Annotated in this window: 23 protein-coding genes; 12 read left to right on the forward strand and 11 right to left on the reverse strand. The window is 64.1% G+C overall.

Features of this window, described 5'->3' with window-relative positions; translation table 11 throughout:
* Position 1 precedes the first annotated feature (1 nt).
* From ECTPHS_RS02260 to ECTPHS_RS02275, 4 genes are all read right to left on the reverse strand, one after another.
* The gene (locus tag ECTPHS_RS02260) at positions 2-349 is read right to left on the reverse strand and encodes a hypothetical protein (RefSeq protein WP_050814183.1); all 348 of its coding nucleotides are present in this window, start codon (positions 347-349) and stop codon (positions 2-4) included.
* A gap of 74 nt (positions 350-423) precedes the next feature.
* Positions 424-1,746, reverse strand: coding sequence for a hypothetical protein (locus ECTPHS_RS02265; protein ID WP_008931057.1), 1,323 nt, complete (start codon positions 1,744-1,746; stop codon positions 424-426).
* Positions 1,743-2,000 carry a DUF2249 domain-containing protein gene (locus ECTPHS_RS02270; RefSeq protein ID WP_008931058.1) on the reverse strand — a complete coding sequence of 86 codons (258 nt, stop codon included), beginning with the start codon at positions 1,998-2,000 and terminating at the stop codon, positions 1,743-1,745. Before ECTPHS_RS02270 ends, ECTPHS_RS02265 begins: the two co-directional genes overlap by 4 nt.
* On the reverse strand, positions 1,997-2,437 hold the full coding sequence (locus ECTPHS_RS02275; protein ID WP_008931059.1) for a hemerythrin domain-containing protein: 441 nt from the start codon (positions 2,435-2,437) through the stop codon (positions 1,997-1,999). Before ECTPHS_RS02275 ends, ECTPHS_RS02270 begins: the two co-directional genes overlap by 4 nt.
* Positions 2,438-2,605: 168 nt before the next feature.
* Between ECTPHS_RS02275 and ECTPHS_RS02280 the strand changes: the two genes are divergently transcribed.
* The 3 genes from ECTPHS_RS02280 to trxA are packed head-to-tail and all read left to right on the forward strand — an operon-like array spanning position 2,606 to position 4,220.
* Entirely contained in the window at positions 2,606-3,235 is a 630-nt protein-coding gene (locus tag ECTPHS_RS02280; RefSeq protein WP_008931061.1) for a flavin prenyltransferase UbiX, read from the forward strand.
* A complete protein-coding gene (locus ECTPHS_RS02285; protein ID WP_008931062.1) occupies positions 3,236-3,814 on the forward strand; it encodes an LON peptidase substrate-binding domain-containing protein in 579 nt (192 codons plus the stop codon). It abuts the gene before it with no gap.
* 31 nt (positions 3,815-3,845) lie between these two features.
* On the forward strand, positions 3,846-4,220 hold the full coding sequence (trxA, locus tag ECTPHS_RS02290) for a thioredoxin (RefSeq protein ID WP_008931063.1): 375 nt from the start codon (positions 3,846-3,848) through the stop codon (positions 4,218-4,220).
* A 35-nt stretch (positions 4,221-4,255) separates the two neighbouring features.
* Here trxA and ECTPHS_RS02295 read toward each other — a convergent pair whose 3' ends face one another.
* From ECTPHS_RS02295 to ECTPHS_RS02310, 4 genes are all read right to left on the reverse strand, one after another.
* The gene (locus tag ECTPHS_RS02295) at positions 4,256-5,044 is read right to left on the reverse strand and encodes a sulfite exporter TauE/SafE family protein (RefSeq protein WP_008931064.1); all 789 of its coding nucleotides are present in this window, start codon (positions 5,042-5,044) and stop codon (positions 4,256-4,258) included.
* Between the two features lie 135 nt (positions 5,045-5,179).
* A complete protein-coding gene (gene hemL, locus ECTPHS_RS02300; protein ID WP_008931065.1) occupies positions 5,180-6,463 on the reverse strand; it encodes a glutamate-1-semialdehyde 2,1-aminomutase in 1,284 nt (427 codons plus the stop codon).
* Positions 6,464-6,579: 116 nt separating this feature from the next.
* Positions 6,580-7,215 carry a thiamine phosphate synthase gene (thiE, locus tag ECTPHS_RS02305; protein ID WP_040404815.1) on the reverse strand — a complete coding sequence of 212 codons (636 nt, stop codon included), beginning with the start codon at positions 7,213-7,215 and terminating at the stop codon, positions 6,580-6,582.
* Complete coding sequence (locus ECTPHS_RS02310; RefSeq protein ID WP_008931067.1) at positions 7,193-8,032, reverse strand: hydroxymethylpyrimidine/phosphomethylpyrimidine kinase; 840 nt, start codon at positions 8,030-8,032, stop codon at positions 7,193-7,195. Before ECTPHS_RS02310 ends, thiE begins: the two co-directional genes overlap by 23 nt.
* Before the next feature lie 86 nt (positions 8,033-8,118).
* Here ECTPHS_RS02310 and ECTPHS_RS02315 point away from each other — a divergent pair, with 86 nt between their 5' ends.
* The gene (locus ECTPHS_RS02315; RefSeq protein ID WP_008931068.1) at positions 8,119-8,283 is read left to right on the forward strand and encodes a rubredoxin; all 165 of its coding nucleotides are present in this window, start codon (positions 8,119-8,121) and stop codon (positions 8,281-8,283) included.
* A 222-nt stretch (positions 8,284-8,505) separates the two neighbouring features.
* On the opposite strand, the gene ECTPHS_RS02320 is transcribed toward ECTPHS_RS02315, so the two are convergent.
* Positions 8,506-9,162: an HAD family phosphatase gene (locus ECTPHS_RS02320; protein ID WP_008931069.1), complete on the reverse strand. Its 657-nt coding sequence runs from the start codon at positions 9,160-9,162 to the stop codon at positions 8,506-8,508.
* A gap of 163 nt (positions 9,163-9,325) precedes the next feature.
* On the opposite strand from ECTPHS_RS02320, the gene ECTPHS_RS02325 reads away from it, so the two are divergent.
* Positions 9,326-9,850 carry an RNA pyrophosphohydrolase gene (locus ECTPHS_RS02325; protein ID WP_008931070.1) on the forward strand — a complete coding sequence of 175 codons (525 nt, stop codon included), beginning with the start codon at positions 9,326-9,328 and terminating at the stop codon, positions 9,848-9,850.
* Between the two features lie 49 nt (positions 9,851-9,899).
* The gene (gene ptsP / locus ECTPHS_RS02330; RefSeq protein WP_008931071.1) at positions 9,900-12,167 is read left to right on the forward strand and encodes a phosphoenolpyruvate--protein phosphotransferase; all 2,268 of its coding nucleotides are present in this window, start codon (positions 9,900-9,902) and stop codon (positions 12,165-12,167) included.
* A 26-nt stretch (positions 12,168-12,193) separates the two neighbouring features.
* Here the strand turns inward: ptsP and ECTPHS_RS02335 are convergent, their stop codons facing one another.
* Positions 12,194-12,691 carry a peroxiredoxin gene (locus ECTPHS_RS02335; protein ID WP_040404858.1) on the reverse strand — a complete coding sequence of 166 codons (498 nt, stop codon included), beginning with the start codon at positions 12,689-12,691 and terminating at the stop codon, positions 12,194-12,196.
* A gap of 159 nt (positions 12,692-12,850) precedes the next feature.
* Between ECTPHS_RS02335 and argC the strand changes: the two genes are divergently transcribed.
* The 5 genes from argC to ECTPHS_RS02360 all read left to right on the forward strand — a co-directional run bounded on the left by argC (position 12,851) and on the right by ECTPHS_RS02360 (position 16,246).
* Entirely contained in the window at positions 12,851-13,882 is a 1,032-nt protein-coding gene (argC, locus tag ECTPHS_RS02340; protein WP_008931073.1) for an N-acetyl-gamma-glutamyl-phosphate reductase, read from the forward strand.
* 70 nt (positions 13,883-13,952) lie between these two features.
* The gene (locus ECTPHS_RS02345; protein WP_008931074.1) at positions 13,953-14,639 is read left to right on the forward strand and encodes a DUF6776 family protein; all 687 of its coding nucleotides are present in this window, start codon (positions 13,953-13,955) and stop codon (positions 14,637-14,639) included.
* A complete protein-coding gene (locus ECTPHS_RS02350) occupies positions 14,639-15,127 on the forward strand; it encodes a polymer-forming cytoskeletal protein (protein WP_008931075.1) in 489 nt (162 codons plus the stop codon). The genes ECTPHS_RS02345 and ECTPHS_RS02350 overlap by 1 nt, the downstream gene beginning before the upstream one ends.
* 80 nt (positions 15,128-15,207) lie before the next feature.
* Complete coding sequence (erpA, locus tag ECTPHS_RS02355; RefSeq protein ID WP_008931076.1) at positions 15,208-15,570, forward strand: iron-sulfur cluster insertion protein ErpA; 363 nt, start codon at positions 15,208-15,210, stop codon at positions 15,568-15,570.
* 13 nt (positions 15,571-15,583) lie between these two features.
* The gene (locus ECTPHS_RS02360; RefSeq protein ID WP_008931077.1) at positions 15,584-16,246 is read left to right on the forward strand and encodes a tetratricopeptide repeat protein; all 663 of its coding nucleotides are present in this window, start codon (positions 15,584-15,586) and stop codon (positions 16,244-16,246) included.
* A gap of 22 nt (positions 16,247-16,268) precedes the next feature.
* Here the strand turns inward: ECTPHS_RS02360 and ECTPHS_RS02365 are convergent, their stop codons facing one another.
* A complete protein-coding gene (locus tag ECTPHS_RS02365; protein WP_008931078.1) occupies positions 16,269-17,381 on the reverse strand; it encodes an anhydro-N-acetylmuramic acid kinase in 1,113 nt (370 codons plus the stop codon).
* Positions 17,382-17,501: 120 nt separating this feature from the next.
* Here ECTPHS_RS02365 and tyrS point away from each other — a divergent pair, with 120 nt between their 5' ends.
* Positions 17,502-18,701 carry a tyrosine--tRNA ligase gene (gene tyrS / locus ECTPHS_RS02370; protein ID WP_008931079.1) on the forward strand — a complete coding sequence of 400 codons (1,200 nt, stop codon included), beginning with the start codon at positions 17,502-17,504 and terminating at the stop codon, positions 18,699-18,701.
* Positions 18,702-19,161 lie beyond the last annotated feature (460 nt).

A 19,161-nucleotide genomic window follows, 5' to 3' on the forward strand; every position in this document is an offset into this window, starting at 1 on the left:
ATCAGTCATCCAGGGGAATGACGTGCTCCGCTTGCAGGCGGCGGCCCTGATCCGGCGCGTGGCTGAAACGGCCCGTGACCCGGACTTTGCGGCCCAGATGGGGGGCAATCAGGGCGTCGGGCTGGATGGCCACCCGGCGCAGCTGGGCATCCTCAATCCAGTAGTGGAGGGGCTCCTCCACCCGGCGGACGGTGCCCTCGGTGGTGATCAGGCGACCGTCATGGTTGGCCGGCTGATTCACCAGCATCATCAGCGGCACGGTCTGGGGCGGTGTCGGGGCCTCGTTGCAGGCCGACAGCAGCCACAGCAGGGGGAGGACGGTGAGGGCCTTCAGGAGAGGCATGGGCATGGGATCACTTGCGAAAACGGAAAGGGAAAAGCCTGTGGTCCGTACAGGGTACCAAAAACCGGCGCTGACGGCTTTCACCCGGTCGTCGTCCGGGATGCGTTCAGACTGGCGCGATAGCAGCGGATGCCGGTGAACAGGTTCCAGCTCAACAGGCCGTTGGAGGCGGCAAAGAGCAGCATCGCCGGGATCAGCAGGCCAGGCCAGGCCAGGGCCGTCAGGCCGGCGACGAGGGCCGCCAGGTGCAGGCGAAGCTGGAGTCGGGTCAGTCCCAGGGGGATGACCTCGTGCATGTTGGGGACCCGCATCGCGAAGTTGCCCGAGCGCATGCGGGTCTGATTCAGATGCAGCCAGACCAGGAAGGGCACGATCTTGTACAGCATGCCGTTGATCACCGACACGGCAAATCCGGCCACGAACAGCCAGGCCAGCACCAGTGCCCAGATACCCCACAGGCCCCGGCCCGGGAGTAACTGGATCACCACCCAGACCAGTACCGCGGCCAGCAGCGAGACCATGCCGATGTGCCAGAAGCGGACCGTGACATCCGCATTGCGGCGGCGACGCCTGGACTGCAGCCACAGGGTGATGCCGGCAAAACCCGCCATCAGGGCCGCCAGCATGCCACTGCCGGTCATGTTGATGACCTTGGCTGCGGCTGCCGGTACCGGCAGCAGGGCCGTCAGGGTCAGCACGGCCAGAATGGCAAATACCAGCGGGGCATGCAGGCGGGCCGGCAGGGCGGGGTATTCCGGCGTCATCTGGAACATGGGCACCACCTGATAGGCGGCGCCGGCCACCAGCAGCGCCACCCATCCCAGCAGGCCCCAGGCCAGGTGCAGGTCGGTCATGTGTCGGGGCAGGGGCCAGCCCAGTCCCAGATGGCCCCCGGCCAGCCACCCGCCCAGGGCCGCCGTGACCAGCAGGGCGATGACCGCCAGGGTCATGGCCTGGGTGGTGGGTCCCCGTGCCTGGCTGCGGGCCAGGGCGATCAGGGCGGTGAGGGTGAACAGCCCCAGACTGCCCAACACCAGAACACCACCGACGGCAATCCAGAAGGGCCGATGCAGGACCAGGCCGATACCGAGCAGGGGTGTGCCCAGCGTCAGCAGCATGAAGCTCAAGTGGCTGGTGATGGCGCCGCGGGGGACGGGAGAGCCGGCCACCACCGGCAGCATCTGCTGCATGGCACCGAACATGACCATGGCCACATAGCCCAGGACCAGCAGATGGGCGGCGCCGATCATGCCGGGCATCCAGCGCGATACCAGCACCTGTGGGCCGAGCAGGATCATCACCCCGGCAAACAGGACACCAAACAGGGGGGCGACCGCCATGAACTGCAGGGGTACCCACAGAGGGGGCGTGCGGTCCAGGGACAGGCGGGACAGGTTGATCATGCCGGATCCTCCGGGGCAGGCTCGCCGGCATGCCAGATCAGGATCTCGAAGGGGGCATGGGCCGGTGTCCGTACCCGCCACTGGAATCCCATGTCCCGCAGGATGGGATAGAGGGGAAAGGGTTCACGCCGGTGCCGCATGCACAGGATTTCACCCGGCGCCAGCCGGGGGAGCAGGTCCAATACCTGCTCCATGGGCTCCGGTGGCGGCAGATCACGCACATCCAGGACACGGACGGGTCGCGAAGTGTTCACGGCTCCAGGGCCTTCACCCGCGCCATCAGTCCACCGCGCTGGGTCTGCAGGAAACGGTCGGCCATGGGGTAAAGGATCTGCTCTTCCTTGACGTTATGGAGCTGGATCATGGTCATGAGGGTTTCGATGACCCCAAGGGTGGTGTTCTCGTCCCGCTGATCCTTGGCGATACGGATCTCGTCCATGAGGGCGCGCATCTGATCGTGTTCCCGCCGCATGACCTCGGTGGGACCCATGGCGCTGCCGCTGACGGTCTCAATGGCCGGGAACAGCAGGGTTTCTTCCCGTTGCAGATGTCGCTCCATGTCGTGATGGAATTCCCGGAAGCCGGTGTCGGCCGCCTCCCAGTCGCCGTCGGCGATGGCGGATTCCAGGTCCGCCAGACGGTAGTCGCATTCCCGGTGGTCGGTGGTGAAGAAGTCTTGAATGGTTTCCATGGAGGGGTGCCTTGAAAATGGGAAGTTGGACCCAAACTATCAGGCAGGATCGGGGTTTGCACTTGATCATGGTCAAGGCGGGCATCCGCCCTGAAATCCGCTATGATGGTCAGCTTAAGACGAGCTGACATGCCGTGTCCCCATACATCCGCTGCACAGGAGTCCATCGTGGCAGAAACCCCCGGCACCGTGGCCCTGGCCTTCACCGGAGCCTCCGGGGCCCAGTACGGCCTGCGTCTGCTTGAATGCCTGATCCGGGCCGGCGTGCGTGTCTATCTCATGGTGTCCCGTCCCGCCCAGGTGGTCATCAGCATGGAAACGGATCTGTCCATGCCCGGTCGATCCCGGGAGATCGAGCAGTTCTTTTCCGAACGGTTCAATGCGGCCCCGGGTCAGTTGCGGGTGTTCGACCGGGAGCAGTGGACCGCGCCGGTGGCCAGCGGCTCTTCCCCGCCCGACGCCATGGTCATCTGCCCCTGCACCACGGCCACCCTGGCCGCCGTCTCCGGCGGTGCCAGCCGTTCCCTGATCGAGCGGGCCGCGGATGTGGCCCTCAAGGAACGTCGTCGTCTGATCCTGGTGGTGCGGGAGACGCCCTTTTCCGAGATCCACCTGGAGCACATGTTGCGTCTGACCCGCATGGGCGCGGTGATCCTGCCGGCCAATCCGGCCTTCTATCATCGGCCGGAAGGGGTGGATCAGTTGGTGGATTTCGTGGTGTCACGGATTCTGGATCATCTGCATGTCCCCAACGATCTGATCCGTCGCTGGGGTGTGGAGCCTGCCGGGGAGGAATGAATGGAACTGCCGCTGTTTCCCCTCAACACCGTATTGTTTCCCGGCGGCGTCCTGCCGCTGCGGATTTTCGAGACCCGTTACATCGACATGGTGCGTCATTGTCTGCGCACCGACGCGCCCTTCGGTGTGATCCTGATCCGTGAGGGTGCCGAGGTGGCCGGGCCGGCCCGAATCCACGCCGTGGGAACCTGGGGACGGATCATCGACTGGGACCAGCGTCCCGACGGCCTGCTGGGGATCACGGTTCAGGGAGAGGTCCGTTTCCGGGTGGAGCGTACCTGGGTGCGCAAGGATGGATTGATGATGGGCGAGGTCGCCGAACTACCCACGTCACCGGACGTGTTGCTGCCCGCCGAATTCCTGTCCCTGTCCGAACTGCTGCAGCGCCTGTTGCAGGAACTGCCGCCGCCCTATCGCGGCATGACGGGTGAGTTCGACCGATGCGGCTGGGTGGGTGCCCGCCTGACGGAACTCATGCCGTTCGAATCGGCCCAAAAACAGGCGTTGCTGGAAATGGATGACCACCTGGCCCGCCTGTTCCACCTGCGTGATGCCCTCATCGGCCTGCATCCGGGCTGATCCACACACCCTGAAGACCAAAGGAGCGGCCATGGCCGTGATCGAAATCACCCAGGACAACCTGGATGCCGCGATACAGAACAATGACACCCTGATCCTGGATTTCTGGGCCCCCTGGTGTGGTCCCTGCCGGGCCTTTGCCCCCATCTTCGAGGCGGCTTCGGAGCGTCACGACGGGGTGGCGTTCGGCAAGATCAACACCGAGCAGGCGCAGCAGCTGGCGGCCATGTTCCAGATCCGATCCATCCCGACACTGATGATCTTCCGCGAGCAGATCATCGTGTTTGCCCAGCCGGGCATGCTGACGGCCTCCCAGCTGGATGAGGTGCTGGGCAAGGTGGCGGAGCTGGATATGAATGAGGTCCGCAGCCAGGTGGAAGCCCAGTCCCGTACAGGCAAGGCGTAGTCCTTCCGGCAGATTGTTTTCGTCGGCAGGCCGGTTCAGCCCAGCAGCATGCGCAGACCCAGCAGTATCAGCAGCACCGCAAAGAAACGCCGCACCAGCGTCACCGGCAGACGATGGGTCAGCCATGCCCCCCAGCGGGCGGTGAAATAGCTGGCCAGGGCAATGCCTGCAAAGGCCGGCCAGTACACGTAGCCGCTACTGACATCCGGCAGGGCCGGGTTGCCCCAGCCGTGAATGATGAAACCGGCCGTGCCCGCCAGGGCAATGGGCAGACCCGCCGCCGCCGCCGTGGCAATGGCCTGGCGCAGATGGACGTTGAACCACACCAGGAACGGCACCGTCAGGGTGCCGCCGCCGATGCCCAGCAGGGCCGAAACCCCACCGATCAACCCGCCGCCGGTGCTCAGCACCGCCGTGCCCGGCAAGGGTCGACCCACCTTGGGCGGCAGGTTCAACAACAGATACAGGGCCACCAGGATCTCGAATACGCCGAAGACCCGGCGCAACAGCATCGCGCTCATGAACTCGGCCAGGGTAGCGCCTGCCAGCGCCCCCAGGATGATGCCCGGTATCAGTCGCCTGAGCACGTCCCAGCGCACGGCCCCGTGACGGTGATGGGCGCGGGTCGAGGCGATTGCGGTGGGAATGATGGTGGCCAGGGACGTGCCGATGGCCAGGTGGGTGATCACGCCGTGATCCATCTGCTGGCGGGTGAACAGCCAGACCAGGACCGGAACGATGATCAGGCCCCCGCCCACGCCCAGCAGGCCGGCAATGACCCCGGTAAAGGCCCCCAGCGCCAGATAGGTGGCGATCTCTCCCATGGGGCAGGCTCTCCCTTGGTGATGTGGTCAACAAAAAGGGCCGCCCGTTGGGCGGCCCGTTCAGATCCGGTGCCATGGGGACGGCATGGGGCCTTCAAGCCGCTGCCAGTCCGTGTGGGGCCGGGTTTCTTCGGATCAGGCCAGGGCCTTGAAGGCGTCGGCGGCGGCCTTGATGGTGGCCTCCAGATCCTGCGCGCTGTGGCTGCTGGACAGGAATCCGGCTTCGAAGGCGGAGGGTGCCAGGTAGACGCCGCGATCCAGCATCAGATGGAAGAACTTGCCGAACCGGGCCACGTCGCACTGACCGACCTGGTGGAAGTTGGTCACCGCCGGCTGGTCGGTGAAGAACAGACCGAACATGCCGCCCACCTGGTTGGCGGCCATGGGAATGCCGGCCTTCTTCGCTTCGCCCAGGATGCCGGAGACCAGGGTTTCGGTCTTGGCGGTCAGGTCTTCATGGAAGCCCGGGGCGGAGAGAATTTCCAGGGTCTTCAGGCCCGCGGTCATGGCGATGGGGTTGCCGGACAGGGTGCCTGCCTGATAGACCGGGCCCAGCGGGGAGAGGAATTCCATCACCTGACGGCGGCCGCCGAAGGCACCCACCGGCATGCCGCCACCGATGACCTTGCCCAGGGTGGTGAGGTCGGGCTTGATGCCGTAATAGGCCTGGGCGCAGCCCAGGGCGACGCGGAAGCCGGTCATCACCTCGTCGAAGATCAGCAGGGCGCCGTATTCGTCGCAGACACTGCGCAGGCCTTCCAGGAAGCCGGGGGCCGGGGGCACGCAGTTCATGTTGCCGGCCACGGGCTCGACGATGATACAGGCGATCTCGTTGCCCACCTGAGAGAACACGTCCTTGACCTGTTCCAGATCGTTGTAGCTGACGGTGAGGGTGTGCTCCGCCAGGGAGACGGGAACACCGGGGGAGTTGGGCTCGCCCAGGGTGAGGGCGCCGGAGCCAGCCTTCACCAGCAGGGAATCGCCATGGCCGTGATAGCAGCCTTCAAACTTGAGGATCTTGTCGCGGCCGGTGAAGCCGCGGGCCAGGCGGATGGCGCTCATGGTGGCCTCGGTGCCGGAGCTGGTCATGCGCACCATTTCCATGGAGGGCACCAGCTCGCAGACCCGATCGGCCAGCTGGATTTCCAGCTCGGTGGGGGCGCCGAAAGACAGGCCGTTGAGGGCGGCCTCGCGCACGGCGGCAATCACCTCCGGGTGGGCGTGGCCGGCGATCATCGGCCCCCAGGAGCCCACGTAGTCGATGTAGCGCTTGCCGTCCGCGTCGTACATGTAGGCGCCCTGGGCGCGTTCGATGAAGATCGGGTCGCCGCCCACGCCCTTGAAGGCGCGGACCGGAGAGTTCACGCCACCGGGGATGTGCTTCTGGGCTGCCTGGAAGAGATCATGGGATTTTGTCATGGGGTGTGATCTTTCGCTGTGTTGGCTGGTGAATGGGGGCTGTCGCCAATAAAGCCCTACAAGATACTCGATACCGCCCGCCTTGGAAAATCAAAGCGCTGCAAATCTTGCGTGGGTCAAAAACGGGCGCTCAGGTCGGCGGCGGCGGCACGGATGTCGGGAGCGGAGAACACGCCCTGTATCACTGCCAGCATGTGGGCGCCGGCCTGGATCACCGTGTCGGCATTGTCCTGGGTGATGCCGCCGATGGCGGTGATGGGGACGGCGAGCGATTGGCGGGCTTCACGGATCAGGCTCAAGGGGGCATGGACGGCGGCGGGTTTGGTGCCAGAGGGGAACAGGGCGCCGAAGGCCACGTAGTCCGCTCCCGCCGCTTCGGCCCGGCGGGCCAGTTCCAGGCGGTTATAACAGGAGACGCCGATGATCCGTTCGGGGCCGATCAGTGCCCGGGCCGTGGCAATGTCACCGTCATCGCTGCCGATATGAACGCCATCCGCCTCCACTCGGGCCGCCAGCGCCACATCGTCGTTGACGATGAACAGGGCCTGATGGTGCCGGCACAGCCGGCACAGTGCTCGGGATTCAGCCAGGCGCCGGTCATGGTCCCGGCTCTTGTCCCGGTACTGGAGGATGCGGGCGCCGCCGGTCAGCGCCGCGGCGGCCTGCTCAAGCAGGGTGTCGCCGGCATCCTGGGGGGTGATCACATAGAGCCCGTGCAGCCGGGCATGCCTAGAAGTGAGCGGTGTCGTCATCGGCTGGATCTTCGTCCTCGGATTCATCGCCGGCCCAGAACAGGCGATTGGGAATGAGCTGGCCCATGCCCAGCCGGTGGGCCCGGTCCAGGCTGTGCCAGGTATAGGTGAGGGCCTCGTGGACGGCGGAAGCCGGTTCGATGCCCTGGGCGAGTAGGGCGGCGATCGCCGCCGAGAGGGTGCAGCCGGAACCGTGATACTCACCGGACAGGCGGTCCACCGGGTAGGCTTCCAGACGGCGATGGTTGCCGTAGAGTACGTTCTGCACCCGCGCGGTGTTTTCGTGGGTGCCGGTGATGAGGACATATTCGCAGCCCTGTTCCAGCAGGAACATGGCGCAGGCGTCCAGGGTATCGCAACCTTGGGCCAGTACCCGGGCCTCCGGGCTGTTGGGGGTGAGCAGGGTGGTGAAGGGCAGCAGCAGGCTGTTGATGGCGTCCACCATCTCCTCCGTGGCCAGGGCGGTGCCGGCACCCGAGGCCAGCACCGGGTCCAGTACCACCGGCAGGTCCGGGTAGTCGGTGAGCAGGGTATGGATGGCCTGTACGCCCTCGACGGAGCCGATCATGCCGATCTTGACCGCGGCCACGGGCATGTCTTCCAACACGGCCCGCGCCTGCTGGACAATGAGTTCCGCATCCAGGGGCGCGATGCCGATGACGTCGGAGGTGTCCTGCACCGTGATCGTGGTGATCACGGACACGGGATGGCAACCCATGCTCAGGATGGATTCGATGTCGGCCTGGATGCCGGCGCCCCCGGTGGGGTCGTGCCCTGCCAGGGTCATGACGACGGGAACCGATGGAGTGGTGGTCATGGTAAGCTCCCAGTGGGTAATCCATCAGAGTGTATCACTCGCCCGGGCCATGCTCGGGATATCACACCAGCGGAGGTCGGTTTGCCGTGAAGACTTATCAATGCGTGATTTGCGGATTTGTCTATGACGAGGCCAAGGGGCTGCCGGATGACGGTATTGCGCCGGGGACCCCCTGGGAGGAAGTCCCCGAAGACTGGGTGCGTCCCGAATGCGGGGCGGACAAGTCGGATTTCGAGGAGATGGCGGGCTGAAGCGGGAGTCCGGACCGCGGGTCGGCCGCTGTCAGGCCGGCGCTGCCGTCGCTATTGGAGCCGTCGTCACGGGCTGGGGCTGTCGTCACTCCCGCGAAAGCGGGAGCCCAGGGTTTTGATTTCGTGATTGGATTCCCGCTTTCGCGGGAATGACGGGATCCACCGGGATGAGGGTCCACCGGGTTCCGCGGGAATGGCCGGTCCAGGGCCGTCATCAGGGCCTCACCGCAGGGAAATCTGCTGCCAGCCCCGTTCTCTGGCGGTGGCGGTGAGCTTATCGTCAGCGTCCACCACCACCGGATTGTCCACCCGCTCCAGCAGCGGCAGGTCATTGTGGGAGTCGCTGTAGAACCAGCTCCCCTCCAGATCCAGCGCCGGTTGCCGTGCCAGCCACTGCTCCAGGCGCTTCACCTTGCCGCCCTGAAAGCAGGGTATTCCTTCCAGTTCCCCGGTATAGGCGCCGTCGCGGAATTCCGGTTCCGTGGCCAGCAGATGGTCCACCTCCAGGGCTTCGGCAATGGGCTGGGTGACGAAACGGTTGGTGGCGGTGATGATCAGCAGGGTGTCACCGGATTCCCGGTGCCGGTCCAGGATCTCCCGGGCACGGGGCGCGATCAGGTCGCGGATGCGGGTTTCCATGAACTCCTCGCGCCAGGCCAGCAGATCTTCCAGGGTATTGGCCGCCAGCGGCGAGAAGGAAAAACGGCAGAATTCCAGGATGTCCAGGGTGCCGGCCTTGTAGGCCTCGAAGAACTCCAGGTTGCGGGCCTTGTAGGCATCGGCGTCCACGACGCCTCGATCCACGAGGAAACGCCCCCACTCGTAATCGCTGTCTCCCGCCAGGAGGGTGTTGTCCAGGTCGAACAGGGCAAGGCTCACCGCGTGTCTCCTCATCATCGTCATCTTGATCTGAATCCTGCATTCTACATCAGCCCGGCACGGGCAAGGCCATCGTGCCGAAGCTTGCCCTGGAGCATTTGCCGATCGGCTTCGCTTGTGAAAAAATGCAATTCACAGACCAGCTTCCAAGTGACCTCCTTAAGTGATTGATTGTGATGGCTATAGGCCCAACGTCGGTATCATCCTGTGCAATCGGGATCGCCGCCTGTTCTGGGCCAAGCGCATCGGGCAGCAGGCCTGGCAATTTCCCCAGGGGGGGATTCGTCGGGATGAGACGCCAACGGAGGCCATGTACCGTGAACTGGCGGAGGAAACCGGCCTTGAGCCCGTTGATGTGGAAGTCATCGGCAGCACCCGGGACTGGCTGCGCTACCGCCTACCCAAGCACCTGATCCGGCGCCGGTCGGGGCCGGTGTGCATCGGCCAGAAACAGGTCTGGTTCCTGGTGCGGCTGGTGGGGGACGACGGCCGCGTTCGGCTGGATGCCGCGCCCCATCCCGAGTTCGATGCCTGGCGCTGGGTGGATTACTGGCATCCCATGCGCGAGGTGGTGTTCTTCAAGCGCCATGTCTATCGCCAGGCCCTGCGGGAGCTGGCACCGTTACTGTTTCAGGAGGACGTGCCCTCCTGTCCTGCCGAGCGGCGCTACCGCCCCCGCCGGCTCTGAGCCACCCTGGGCCGCGGCGGCGGCCCCCTTGTCCCGGCACCCTTTACCCATGCTCCATGTTCTCAGACGCATCGTTCTGGAGGTAAGCGCCGCCGATAATCTGATATCGGCCCTGGGCATCATTGTTCGGCGCGTCAAGCAGGAGCTGGATATCGATGTCTGCTCCGTCTATCTGAGCGAGCCCGGCGGTCAGCGGTTGTTGCTGATGGCTTCCGAAGGTCTCAATCCCGACTCCGTCGGTCATGTGGAAATGTCCGCGGGCGAGGGGCTGGTGGGCCTGGTGGCGGAGCGGGCGGAGCCGGTCAACCTGGAAAACGCCCCCGATCACCCGCGCTTCAAGTACTTCCCCGAGACCGGTGAGGAACGTTATCACGCTTTCCTGGGTGTACCCATCGTGCATAACCGACGCATGCTGGGGGTGCTGGTGGTGCAGCAGCGGGAGCGTCGGCGTTTTGATGACGAGCATGTGGCCTTTCTCATCACCCTGGCGGCGCAGCTGGCCGGGGCCATCAGCCACGCGGAACTCATCGGCGAGGTGGGCCGTCGACGGGAACGCCCGCCTCAGGAAAACCTGCAGATCACCGGTATTCCCGGGGCCGCCGGGGTGGCCGTGGGCCAGGGCGTGGTGGCCTATGCCCTGGCCGACCTGGATTCCGTGCCTGATCGGGATGCGGAGAATGTTCAGGAGGAGGAGCAGGTTTTTCGCGAGGCGGTGCGGGCGGTTCAGGATGAACTCAATGAGATCAAGCAGCGGATGCAGGATGTATTGCCGACGGAAGAACTGCTGCTGTTCGATGCCTACGTCATGATGCTGGGCAGCGACAGCCTGGTGAATGGCACGGTGGATCGCATCCGGGCCGGTAGCTGGGCGCCCTCGGCCCTGAGAGATACCGTGCGGGAAAGCACCCGGGCCTTCGAAGAGATGGATGACCCCTATCTGAGCGAGCGGGCCACCGACGTCAGGGATATCGCCCGTCGCATTCTCATGCGCCTGCAGTCCCATGTGCGCGGCCCAGAGGATTTTCCCGAGCGCACCATCCTGCTGGGAGAGGACGTCACCGCCACCCAGCTGGCCGAGGTGCCGACGGATCGTCTGGCCGGGGTGGTATCATCCAAGGGTACCGGCTCATCCCATGTGGCCATCCTGGCCCGGGCCATGGGCATTCCAGCGGTGATGGGGGTCTCCGACCTGCCGGTGGGGCGGCTGGAAGGCCGCGAGATCGTGGTGGACGGTTACCGGGGTAGTCTCTACATCCAGCCCAGCCGGGAGTTGCTGGAACAGTTCAAGCATCTGCAGGAAGAGGAGCAGGAGCTGGCGGAAGGCCTGCGGGCCCTGGCCCAGGAGCCGGCGATCACTCAGGATGGTTGCGAGGTGCCGGTGTATGCCAACAGTGGCCTGCTGGCGGACATTGCCCCCTCCATCCAGTCCGGCGCCGACGGCATCGGTCTCTACCGAACCGAAGTCCCCTTCATGATCCGGGACCGCTTTCCCGGAGAGGAGGAACAGTCGGAGATCTATCGAGAGGCCCTCATGTCCTTCAATCCCCGGCCAGTGACGCTGCGGACCCTGGACGTGGGTGGTGACAAGGCCCTTCCGTATTTTCCGGTGGTGGAAGACAACCCGTTTCTGGGTTGGCGGGGCATCCGCATCACCCTGGATCACCCAGAGATCTTCCTGACTCAGTTGCGCGCCATGCTGCGCGCCAGCCAGGGGCTGAGCAATCTTCACATCCTGTTTCCCATGATCAGTTCCCTGGGAGAACTCAAGGGCGCCCTGCAGCTGCTGCAGCGTGCCCGGGACGAGCTGCTGGATGAGCATTATGTGATTCCCGTGCCCCGGGTGGGCGTGATGGTCGAGGTGCCTTCCGCAGTCTATCTGGCGGAAGCCCTGGCGCGCCGGGTGGATTTTCTGTCCGTGGGAACGAACGATCTGGTGCAGTACCTGCTGGCGGTGGATCGCAACAATGCCAGGGTGGCGGACCTTTACAATGCCCTGCACCCGGCGGTGCTGCATGCCTTGGTGCATGCGGCCCGGGGTGCCCATCAGGCCGGCAAGCCCATCAGTGTCTGCGGCGAGATGGCCGCCGATCCGGCTGCCGTGATCCTGCTGCTGGGGATGGAGATAGACGCCCTTAGCGTCAACGTAGCTTCCCTGTCACGGGTGAAGTGGGTGATCCGGAGCTTTTCCCGGGAGCGGGCCCGGGAGCTGCTCAATCAGTGCATGACCATGGAGGAGCCGGCGGCGATCCGGGCGCTGCTCAACAACGCCCTGGTGCAGGCCGGGCTTGGAGGGCTGGTGCGGGCCGGCAAGACCTGACCGTTGGCCTCCGTCGCCGGTGGCGCCTACAGCCACCGGGAGAGATGGCGTTCCACTTGTTGCCAGTCCATCTCCCCCACCTTCTGGTAGACGATGCGCCCGTTGGGTGCGATCAGGAATGAGGTGGGGGTCAGGCGCACGTCGCCGAAGGCCGTGGCCACCTCCCCAGTGGCGTCCAGTCCCACGGTGTAGTTGATGTCCCGTCTTCGGGCCATCTCCGCCACCTGTTCCGGCGGGTCGTAGGCCATGGCCACGCCGATCACCTTCAGGCCCCGCTCATGGTAACGGTCATGGAGTTCCCGCAGGTGAGGGATTTCCTGCACGCAGCTGATGCAGGTGGTGGCCCAGAACGTGATCAGTACCGGCCTGCCTTCCAGCGAGGCCAAGTCCACCTGGGATTGATCCAGGGTCGGCACCACCACTCTGGGCATGGGACGCAGGCCTTCCGGTGCCAGCCACAGGGCCAGCAACCCTCCGACCAGCACCACCAAAAAGGCGCCTACCAGCAGATCTCTCGTTTTCATCTTCATCATCGGCCGTTTCCGTGTTGCAAAGGGCAGGGCTGTATCTTACACGGCCATGTTCGATCTTAAACCGGTGGTCATGGGCATGTATGATGGGTCCCTTGGGCAGGGGTATCATGCCCCGGGTAGAACGTTTCACAGCTGACCGGAGATGAATGGGTGATAAGGGCAGGCATTGTCGGGGCCACCGGGTACACGGGGGTTGAACTGTTGCGGCTGTTGCTGGCCCACCCGCGGGTGGAGCCGGCGGTGATCACTTCGCGGGGCAATGCCGGTGAGCCGCTGGAATCCCTGTTTCCGAACTTGCGCGGACAGGGGGCGCTGGTGTTTCAGACACCTGATGCGGACGCCCTGGGTGACTGTGACGTGGTCTTCTTTGCCACGCCCCATGGAGTGGCGCACGCCATGGCCGGTGACCTGCTGGCACGAGGTACCCGGGTCATCGATCTGTCCGCCGATTTCCGCATTAAGGATCCGCACCTGTGGAGCCGGTGGTACGGCCAGCCCCATGGCGCCCCCGAACTGCTGGACGAGGCGGTCTACGGGTTGCCGGAGATCCACCGCGCCCGGATTACGCAGGCCCGCCTGATTGCCGTACCCGGCTGCTACCCTACCGCCGTCACCCTCGGGTTCCTGCCCTTGCTGGAGCAGGGCGTGGTGGATCCTGCCCGCCTGGTGGCCGACGCCAAGTCCGGTGTCAGCGGCGCCGGGCGCAAGGCCCAGGTGGGATCGCTGCTGTGCGAGGCTTCCGAAAACTTCAAGGCCTATGCGGTGCCGGGGCACCGGCATCTGCCGGAGATCCTGCAGACCCTGTCCGCGGTTGCCGGACAATCGCCGGGTTTGACCTTCGTGCCTCATCTGGTGCCCATGATCCGCGGCATTCTGGCCAGTCTCTACGCCACGCTGACCCACGCCGATACGGATCTGCAGGCGCTTTACGAAGCGCGCTATGCCGGGGAACCCTTTGTGGACGTGCTGCCCGCGGGCGGCCATCCGGAAACCCGCAGTGTCCGCGGTACCAATCTGTGCCGCCTGGCGGTGCATCGACCCGGTGGTGGGGATACGGTGGTGGTGCTTTCCGCCATCGACAATCTGGTCAAGGGGGCCTCTGGTCAGGCGGTGCAGAACATGAATCTCATGTTCGGACTGCCGGAGACACTTGGGCTGGAATCCATCGCCGTGCTGCCCTGACATCATGGTCAGGCGACGGGTCCCTGGCGGGTACTACCATGGCGGACGCTCTCGCCCCTGGTGGGTGTGGTTGTCCGCCGTATTGGTGGCGGGGATTCTGCTGATTGCCGGATGGCAGGTCTATCAGCTGGGTTATGAGCGCGGTCTGCTGTACGGGCAGGATTCGGATCTGCAGATCGCGGAACTGCGGCCCCGATACAAGGATCTTGAAGTGGCCCACCGTCAGCTCAGGCAACGCCATGCGGTGCTGGAACGGGACCTGATGATCGAACGTGAGGCGTCGGCACGGGTCCGTGAGTCGATTCACGACATGGAGCAACGCATCTACCACCTGACGGAGGAACTGGATTTCTTCCGTAACATCATCTCGCCGGAAGACCTGGAGCGAGGGCTTCACATCCAGCGGGTCAGGCTGGAACCGGACCCGGATAATCCCGGGCATTATTTCTACCAGGTGGTGCTGACCCAGGTGCAGGGCAGTCAGGTGGTGGAGGGGACCTTGCGACTGGGGCTGGAGGGGCGTGATGGCGGTGAACGGGTGCGTTACGACCACGCAACCATCTGCCCGGATCAGGCTCGGGGCAGGGGCTTTTCGTTCCGCTATTTTCAGGTGCTCGAAGGGCGTCTGGTGTTGCCCGAACAGCTGCTGCCGGAACGTCTGATGATCGAGGCCGAGCCTGCCGGGAGCGGGCTGCGTGTCGCGGAACAGTCCCTGCCGTGGCAATCCCTTTTCAATCTCAGTGGAGGCAATCCCTGATGTGGTCCCGTCGCAAGAAAATCAAGCCCGCCCGAGTGGATACCATCGTGGGTCGAAACACGGTCATTACCGGTGACGTGAAATTTTCCGGCGGTCTGCATCTGGAGGGCACGGTGCGCGGCAATCTGCTGGCCGATGATGCGTCCCAGGAGTCCGTTCTGATCCTCAACCAAGGCGCCCTGGTGGAAGGGGATGTCAGGGTTCCCCGGGTGATCATCAATGGGTCCGTGGAAGGCGATGTGCATGCCTTCGTGCATGTGGAACTGGCGCCCCACGCGCGCATTCGCGGCAATCTGCACTACACCCTGATGGAAATGGCCGCCGGAGCCGAGGTCAACGGCAGTCTGGTCAGGCAGTCCGACGAGCCCATGCGGCTTGAGCATCTGGATGTCCCGGCGGAGAATGCCCGTCGCGAGGTCGGCAAGAAGCCTGCGGGGGCGACTGAAGCCGCGCCCGCCATGCCGGACCCGGCGGTCAAGGATTCTTGACCGTTTCCGTAAGCCAATGATAGCGTAGCGGGATCGCCCACCCCCGGGCCCAAGACAGCGACCACGGAGAAGCAGAGAAGATGAGCGCAACCGAAACCAGTACCGATGCCATGCCCAGCCCGCTGGTGTTCACCGATTCCGCGGCGGCCAAGGTGAAGGCCCTGATCGACGAGGAAAACAATCCCGAGCTCAAGCTGCGCGTCTTCGTCAGCGGCGGTGGCTGCTCCGGGTTCCAGTACGGTTTCACCTTCGATGAGGAAGTCAATGAAGGGGATACCACCGTAGAGAAGGCAGGGGTGACCCTGCTCATCGATCCCATGAGTTTCCAGTACCTGATGGGGGCCGAGATCGACTACACGGAGAGCCTGGAAGGAGCTCAGTTCGTGATTCGCAACCCCAATGCCACCACCACCTGTGGTTGCGGGTCTTCATTCTCCGTCTGACGGGAGTGTCGGCATGAATCTCCCCCGGTTGCTCGCCCTGGTCCGTTTCGGCTGGTATCGCATGATGGCCCAGCTGGGTCATGACACCGGCCGTTTCAATGTCGGTTACATGTATGCCAGAGGTCAGGGCGTCCGGCAGGATGATGCCGAGGCGGTCCGCTGGTACCGGATGGCGGCCGAGAACGGGGACCTCAATGCCCAGACCAACCTGGCGCTGATGTACGTCCAGGGGCGGGGCGTGGACAAGGATGAGGTCCAGGCCCTACGCTGGTACCGGCAGGCAGCGGAGCAGGGCAGCACCCGTGCCCAGTGCAATATGGCCTATCTGTACCTGCACGGTATCGGCACGGACGCGGACGAAGCGCGAGCCGCCCATTGGTATCGGATGGCGGCGGATCTGGAAAATCCCGCGGCCCAGTCCGACCTGGGGGTGTTGTATGCCAATGGCCGTGGTGTTCCCCGGGATCTGGTTCAGGCCTACATGTGGACGCAGCTGGCTGCCTTTCAGGGATATGCACAGGCGGAGGAGAACCTCGGGCAATACGCCGCCGACATGACGCCGGAACAGATCGAGACGGCTCGCGGGCTGGCCCGGGACTGGGATGCCGAGGCCTCCTCGGCCCGGGCGCGGTCGATGGCCGCGGAACCGATGACGGCGCCGGCCCGGGAGACCTGACGCCCCGGCGAGCCATGCCCCGTCACGGGGCATGAATCCCCCCCAGCATCACGGCCCTGGATGCCCCGGTCACCGCGGGCAGGTTTCCCGTTCTGCCTTGCATGCGTTCCCTGGCCAGCCAGGCAAAGGCCATGGCCTCCACCCAATCCGGATCCAGCCCGTGGCGGCTGGAGGATTCCACGATGCGGGGTGCCAAGTGTGCCCGTAGACGCGCCATCAGGGCTCCATTGTGCACACCGCCGCCGCAGACGATCACCCTCGCGGCGTTGGAGGCGTGGGACTGGATGGCCCGGGCAATGCTCGTGGCCGTGAATTCCAGCAGGCTACGCTGAACATCCGCTGCCGACACCCCCGGGCAGGTCGCCAGGTGGGCCTGGAGCCAGGTCGGGCTGAAGTATTCCGTTCCCGTGCTCTTGGGCGGTGCCAGATCCAGGTAGGGGTCCGCCATCCAGCGTGCCAGCAAGGCTTCCGACACCTGTCCGGTCATGGCCCAATCACCGTTTTCATCGTGCCGTGCCTGTCGATGGTGACGGATCCAGTGATCCATCAAGGTGTTGGCCGGCCCGGTATCAAAGCCGAGTACCGGGGCCTGGGCCGAGGTCGGCAGGTGGGTGATGTTGGCGATCCCGCCCAGATTGAGTACCACGCGATCCTCCCTCGGATGTTGCAGCACGGCCCGATGAAAGGCCGGTACCAGCGGTGCGCCCTGGCCGCCGACGGCCACGTCGGCGGTACGAAAATCCGCCACCACGGTCAGACCGGTGGCCTGGGCGATCCGGGCCGGACTGCCGATCTGCAGAGTGAAGGGCGGATGCGCGTCCGGTCGATGCCGTACCGTCTGTCCGTGACTGCCGATGGCCGTGATGGTGTCGGCGGGTACCTGTGCCCGCGCCAGCAGGGACAGGGCGGCGTCGGCCATCAGATCGCCGGTCTGGGCGTCCAGGCGTCCGAAATCATCCAGATTGCCGCGCCAGTCCGGCGCCGCCAGTGTCCTCAAGTCCTGTCTCAATGACTCGGGAAATGGGTGCGCGATGGCCATCAGGCATTGCGGTCCGTCGGCATTGAATTCCACCAGGGCGGCATCCACGGCATCCATGCTGGTGCCCGAGATCAGTCCGATATAGCGTTCGGTCATGCAGGTTCTCTTCCAGATTCAGGGGGCGGGGCCGTGTGTCGGATCGTTTCTTTGGTTATCATCGCCCTCCATCCCGATGTCAAATCAACGTCCTGATACACGTATCCACAGAGAAAGGAAATGACCGAAGTTTCAGATCAGATCGAGCGCATTCGTCGTGGCTGTCATGAACTCCTGCTGGAAGAGGAGTTGCGGGAGAAGCTCAAGGCCGGGCGCCCCCTGAAGATCAAGGCCGGTTTTGATCCCACGGCACCCGATCTGCACCTGGGACATACGGTGCTGCTCAACAAGCTGCGTCAGTTCCAGGACCTGGGGCATGAGGCCATCTTTCTGATCGGTGACTTCACCGGCATGATTGGTGACCCCAGCGGCAAGAACAGCACCCGTCCTCCGTTGACTCCGGAGCAGGTGGCCGAGAATGCCCGCACCTATCAGGAGCAGATCTTCAAGATCCTGGACCCGGAGCGGACTCGGGTCACGTTCAATTCCGCCTGGATGGGTAAGCTCAGTGCTGCCGACATGATCCAGCTGGCGGCTCGTCACACCGTGGCGCGAATGCTGGAACGGGATGATTTCCACAAACGCTACACCGCGGGTCAGCCCATTGCCATTCATGAATTCCTCTACCCGCTGATCCAGGGCTATGACTCGGTGCAGTTGCAGTCCGACGTGGAACTGGGCGGGACCGATCAGAAGTTCAATCTTCTCATGGGGCGAGAATTACAGAAGCAGTATGGCCAGTCGCCGCAGGTGGTGCTGACCATGCCCATTCTGGAAGGGCTGGATGGCGTGCAGAAGATGTCTAAGTCTCTGGGTAACTACATTGGGATCACCGAGGCGCCCGAGGAGATGTTCGGCAAGATCATGTCCGTGTCCGACGAACTCATGTGGCGGTACTTCGAGCTGCTGTCCTTCCGGCCGATGGCTGAGATCGAAGGTTTCCGCCGCGCGGTGGCCGAGGGCGCCAATCCCCGCGATATCAAGTTCCTGCTGGGCGAGGAACTGGTGGGCCGGTTTCATGATGCTGCGTCCGCGGCCCGGGCAAAACAGGCTTTCATCGAGCGGTTCCAGAAGGGCGCGATGCCCGACGACATCGAGACCGTCACGGTGTCTGCACCGGAGGGCGCCTTGCCGCTGGCGAACCTGCTCAAGGAAGCGGGTTTGGTGTCCAGCACCTCCGAGGCGATGCGCATGATCCGCCAGGGGGCGGTACGGATCGACGGTGAGCGTGTGGACGATGCCGGCATTCATGTGCAGGCCGGCAGTGAGGCGGTCTACCAAGTGGGCAAGCGACGTTTTGCACGAGTGTCACTGCGCTGACCTCATCCGGGTGGGGGCAATAAGCCCCTCTCCCCTCGTGGTAGAGGGGCTGGGGAGAGTGGGGAAGGGAGTGTCCGGACTTGCGTGCTGTCGGGTTGTTTTTTAAGTGCTTGAAAAGATGTTTTTTTGAAGAAATTTCAAAAAAGTTTCAAAAAGGGAGTTGACGGGAAAACTGAGGGGCCTATAATGCGCGCTCTCCAACGGCGAGACGGTCTGAACCGAAACGCGGTTGGCGAGATTGAGAGATCGGGGAGTTGACAAACGGTTTCGAGATCTTCAGAATTACCCTCTTCGCTGAATGCATATCAGCGGCGTTTTTTAAAAGATTGCGAATCAAGTAGTTTGTGCGGATGCTTGCGTCGATGTGTTTGTCAATCGCAAATGTATTGATGTAAGTGACCTGAAACGTCAAGTTTTATCTTGTGTTTCGGATCGCTCTTCATCGCCAAGATGTAGCGTG

It is taken from the genome of Ectothiorhodospira sp. PHS-1, from assembly GCF_000225005.1.
Taxonomy (GTDB): domain Bacteria; phylum Pseudomonadota; class Gammaproteobacteria; order Ectothiorhodospirales; family Ectothiorhodospiraceae; genus Ectothiorhodospira.

Excerpts from the sequence above, each read along its gene's own strand:
- ECTPHS_RS02260 (WP_050814183.1), bottom strand. The coding sequence starts at position 349 with ATGCCCATGCCTCTCCTGAAGGCCCTCACCGTCCTCCCCCTGCTGTGG.
- ECTPHS_RS02265 (WP_008931057.1), bottom strand. The coding sequence starts at position 1,746 with ATGATCAACCTGTCCCGCCTGTCCCTGGACCGCACGCCCCCTCTGTGG.
- ECTPHS_RS02275 (WP_008931059.1), bottom strand. The coding sequence starts at position 2,437 with ATGGAAACCATTCAAGACTTCTTCACCACCGACCACCGGGAATGCGAC.
- ECTPHS_RS02285 (WP_008931062.1), top strand. The coding sequence starts at position 3,236 with ATGGAACTGCCGCTGTTTCCCCTCAACACCGTATTGTTTCCCGGCGGC.
- trxA (WP_008931063.1), top strand. The coding sequence starts at position 3,846 with ATGGCCGTGATCGAAATCACCCAGGACAACCTGGATGCCGCGATACAG.
- ECTPHS_RS02295 (WP_008931064.1), bottom strand. The coding sequence starts at position 5,044 with ATGGGAGAGATCGCCACCTATCTGGCGCTGGGGGCCTTTACCGGGGTC.
- hemL (WP_008931065.1), bottom strand. The coding sequence starts at position 6,463 with ATGACAAAATCCCATGATCTCTTCCAGGCAGCCCAGAAGCACATCCCC.
- thiE (WP_040404815.1), bottom strand. The coding sequence starts at position 7,215 with ATGACGACACCGCTCACTTCTAGGCATGCCCGGCTGCACGGGCTCTAT.
- ECTPHS_RS02310 (WP_008931067.1), bottom strand. The coding sequence starts at position 8,032 with ATGACCACCACTCCATCGGTTCCCGTCGTCATGACCCTGGCAGGGCAC.
- ptsP (WP_008931071.1), top strand. The coding sequence starts at position 9,900 with ATGCTCCATGTTCTCAGACGCATCGTTCTGGAGGTAAGCGCCGCCGAT.
- ECTPHS_RS02335 (WP_040404858.1), bottom strand. The coding sequence starts at position 12,691 with ATGAAAACGAGAGATCTGCTGGTAGGCGCCTTTTTGGTGGTGCTGGTC.
- ECTPHS_RS02350 (WP_008931075.1), top strand. The coding sequence starts at position 14,639 with ATGTGGTCCCGTCGCAAGAAAATCAAGCCCGCCCGAGTGGATACCATC.
- erpA (WP_008931076.1), top strand. The coding sequence starts at position 15,208 with ATGAGCGCAACCGAAACCAGTACCGATGCCATGCCCAGCCCGCTGGTG.
- ECTPHS_RS02360 (WP_008931077.1), top strand. The coding sequence starts at position 15,584 with ATGAATCTCCCCCGGTTGCTCGCCCTGGTCCGTTTCGGCTGGTATCGC.
- ECTPHS_RS02365 (WP_008931078.1), bottom strand. The coding sequence starts at position 17,381 with ATGACCGAACGCTATATCGGACTGATCTCGGGCACCAGCATGGATGCC.
- tyrS (WP_008931079.1), top strand. The coding sequence starts at position 17,502 with ATGACCGAAGTTTCAGATCAGATCGAGCGCATTCGTCGTGGCTGTCAT.